Source organism: Caballeronia sp. (genome assembly GCF_028292365.1).
GTDB lineage: Bacteria > Pseudomonadota > Gammaproteobacteria > Burkholderiales > Burkholderiaceae > Caballeronia.
The window spans coordinates 1-3634 of the sequence record NZ_JAQGMM010000475.1 but is presented as its reverse complement, the minus strand read 5'-3'; the positions used below and the strand labels follow the sequence as shown (position 1 = coordinate 3634).

The following is a 3634-nucleotide window of genomic DNA, read 5'->3' as shown; positions in this document are numbered from 1 at the left end:
AGCCCTGAGCATGCAGCGTACCGTGCACGATCAGATGCGCGTAATGCGCGGCGAGCGGCTTGTTCTGTTCGCGCGCCTCGCGTTCCACTACCGGACAGCACAGCACCAGGTCGCCCGTGACCGGATCGTCTTCCGATTCGGCGTACGCGAACGTCAGCACGTTAGTGGCGTAATCCTTCTGCCGATAAGACCGGTTCAGCGTCCGGCCTTCCTCGGTATCGACGAAACGCACGGTCAGTTCCGCGTCCGCGAACAGCGACGCCTTGATCCAGCCGGCGACGGTTGCGCGCGGCAACAGCGCCTTGTGTTCAGGGAACGTTTTGGCGGCCGGAAACTGCAGTGTCAGTGCAAGTTTGGGCATGCTTATTCAGAGCGATATTTTGCGGCGGCAATCGCAGCGGCAGCGGCGTCGCGCTCCGACTGCGCGTCGTACGCTTCCACAATGCGCGCGACCAGCGGATGCCGCACCACGTCCACGCTCGTGAACTTCGTCATCGCGATACCGCGCACATCAGCCAGGATGTGTTGCGCTTCAATCAGCCCGCTTCTGTGCCCACGCGGCAAATCGACCTGCGTGGTGTCGCCGGTGACAACGGCCTTCGACCCGAAACCAATCCGCGTCAGGAACATCTTCATCTGCTCGGGCGTGGTGTTCTGCGCCTCGTCCAAAATGATGAACGCGTGATTCAGCGTCCGGCCGCGCATGTACGCGAGCGGCGCGATTTCGATCATCTGGCGCTCGAACATTTTCGCGGTTTTATCGAAGCCGAGCAGGTCGTAGAGCGCGTCGTAAAGCGGCCGCAAATACGGATCCACTTTCTGCGCGAGATCTCCCGGCAGGAAACCCAGCCGCTCGCCGGCTTCCACTGCCGGACGCGTCAGCACAATCCGCTTGACCTGATCGCGTTCAAGCGAATCCACCGCACACGCCACCGCCAGATACGTCTTGCCCGTACCCGCCGGGCCGATGCCAAACGTCACGTCGTGCGCAATGATCTGCTTCAGGTATTCACGCTGCATGGGCGTGCGGCCGCGTAGATCGGCACGTCGCGTATACAGCTTCGGCCCCGGATCCTCTTCTTCGCCGAGGTCGATGGTCGCGCTGGGTTCGTCGAACGGATGATCGGGGTCGCCACGGAAACGCGGATCGACGGGCTCGGAATTCAGGTTATTCGATGGCTTATTGGCATTCAACCCGCGCCGCGCCGCGTTGCGCGCTTCGACCAGCGCAAGCTGGATATCGTCGACCGACAACGTGTCCTTGGCGCGATTGTAGAAGTTCTCGAGCGCCGCCAGCGCAACCTTTGCGCCGCGCCCGCGGATGGTGATCTTGTGTCCGCGACGCGTCAGCGTCACGTCGAGCGCCTGCTCGATCTGCCGCAAATTTTCGTCGAGCGGGCCACACAGGTTGGCGAGCCGCGCGTTGTCGTCGCGCGGAGCGGTGAATTCCAAATGCTGCTGAGCGGTCTTCAAGGCGAGAGTCGGGTTCCTGTCGAAGCTGCGGTTTAGTGAGTTGTCGCGGGCGTCATGATCAGTTCGCCGCGCAACGAGTGCGGATACGCCACGTTGATTTCCACATCGACCATCTGGCCGATCAGCCGCTTGTGCGACGAGATGGGCGCCGGGAAATTCACCACGCGATTATTCTCCGTGCGACCGGCGAGTTCGCTCGGGTCCTTGCGCGACGGGCCTTCCACCAGAATGCGTTGCACCGAACCCAGCATGGAGTTGCTGATCTTCGCCACGTTCGCCTCAATGGTCGCCTGCAAATGTTGCAGACGCTTGAGCTTCACTTCGCGCGGGGTGTCGTCGTGCAAGTTTGCAGCGGGCGTGCCGGGACGCGGGCTGTAGATGAACGAGAAACTGGTGTCGTAACTCATTTCGTCGATGAGCTTCATCATCTTCTGGAAGTCATCTTCCGTCTCGCCCGGGAAGCCGACAATCATGTCCGTGGACAGTGACAGATCCGGACGGATCGCGCGCAATTTACGGATCACGGATTTGTATTCAAGCACCGTATAACCGCGCTTCATGGCCATCAGGATGCGGTCGGAACCGTGCTGCACGGGCAAGTGCAAGTGGCTCACGAGCTTGGGCACTTTCGCGTACGTATCAATCAGGCGCTGCGTGAATTCCTTCGGATGCGACGTGGTATAGCGAATCCGTTCAATACCCGGAATCTCCGCGACGTATTCAATCAATGTAGCGAAATCCGCGATGTCAGTGGAATGCTGTGTCACTGGTCCGCGATACGCATTCACGTTCTGGCCGAGCATGGTGACTTCGCGCACGCCCTGGTCGGCGAGACCGGCGATTTCGGTCAGCACGTCATCCAGCGGACGCGATACCTCCTCGCCGCGCGTGTAGGGCACCACGCAATAGCTGCAGTACTTGCTGCAACCTTCCATGATCGATACAAACGCGGTCGGGCCATCGACGCGAGCCGGCGGCAGATGATCGAACTTTTCGATTTCCGGAAACGAGATATCGACTTGCGCGCGGCCGCTGGAACGCCGTTTCGCAATCATTTCCGGCAGACGATGCAAAGTCTGCGGGCCGAACACCAGGTCCACGTACGGCGCGCGCGACACAATTGCCGCGCCTTCCTGGCTCGCCACGCAACCGCCTACGCCAATGATCAAGTTCGGGTTCGCTTCCTTCAGCTCGCGCACGCGGCCGAGATCGGAGAAAACCTTTTCCTGCGCTTTTTCGCGCACCGAACACGTGTTGAAGAGAATGACGTCCGCGTCTTCAGGCGTGAACGTTTGGGTGAGGCCATTAGCTGCTCCGAGCACGTCGACCATTTTGTCGGAGTCGTACTCGTTCATCTGGCAGCCAAAGGTCTTTACATACACTTTCTTGGTCATGAATTTCGCCGGTCGCAGTGATTAGTCTGGGGGCGCAGTATTTAATGCGTTGAAGGGACCTGCTTGTTTCGTTTCGTCGGCGCTGCTTTGGCGTTGAACCACGCTTTTAGCGCTGCTTTAGGCAAATTTCGCCTGAAATGGCCGAAATTTGCACGATGCGACACTCGACGGTTAGCTCGATATTATAGCGTCCGCTCGACTTCGTGACCCTGCTGGCCGGGCGGGTAAGCCCCGGGCGGGTAAGCCAGGTCGCCGAGCAATTCCGCCGTCGCGCGGTCGAAGCGTTCAATCAGGAAGTCCAGGAGCACGCGCACCCGCGGCGCCATATACCGGTTGCAGTGATACACAGCGTGGACGGCCGCCTCGTTTGAACACCAGTCTGCCAGCAAAATTTTCAGCGCGCCGGAGTGGACATCGGCGGCTATATCCCAGATCGATTTGTGCGCAATGCCTTGGCCGGCCAGCGCCCATGCGCGGGTCAGGGCGCCGTCGTTGGTTTCCCAGGCGTCTTCGAGCGGCACGGTGTGGGTGAAACGATCGTCACCGCGGACGAACTGGAACTCGTTGAACGTCGCCGTCGATGTCACCAGCACCGTGAACGTGTGCGTGGCGAGTTCGGCGGGCGTTTTCGGTTCGCCGTGCCGCACCAGGTATTCCGGCGATGCGCATAGCACACGCCGGTTCGGCGCCAGCCGACGGGCAATCAGATTGCCCTCCGACGGCCGGTTGAAGCGGATCGCCAGATCAATATCTTCCAGCAGTAGATT

4 protein-coding genes are annotated in these 3634 nt (G+C 60.3%); all 4 read right to left on the bottom strand.

Annotation, left to right across the window (positions count from 1 at the left end; genetic code table 11):
• The coding region (gene ybeY / locus JWR14_RS27640; RefSeq protein ID WP_299715123.1) for an rRNA maturation RNase YbeY at positions 1-367 on the bottom strand (367 nt) is incomplete at its 3' end.
• Positions 364-1473 carry a PhoH family protein gene (locus JWR14_RS27635; protein ID WP_299715120.1) on the bottom strand — a complete coding sequence of 370 codons (1110 nt, stop codon included), beginning with the start codon at positions 1471-1473 and terminating at the stop codon, positions 364-366. The genes JWR14_RS27635 and ybeY, both read right to left, overlap by 4 nt.
• Positions 1474-1505: 32 nt before the next feature.
• Positions 1506-2867 carry a tRNA (N6-isopentenyl adenosine(37)-C2)-methylthiotransferase MiaB gene (gene miaB, locus JWR14_RS27630; RefSeq protein ID WP_299715117.1) on the bottom strand — a complete coding sequence of 454 codons (1362 nt, stop codon included), beginning with the start codon at positions 2865-2867 and terminating at the stop codon, positions 1506-1508.
• 182 nt (positions 2868-3049) lie between these two features.
• The coding region (locus JWR14_RS27625) for a substrate binding domain-containing protein (protein WP_299715114.1) at positions 3050-3634 on the bottom strand (585 nt) is incomplete at its 5' end.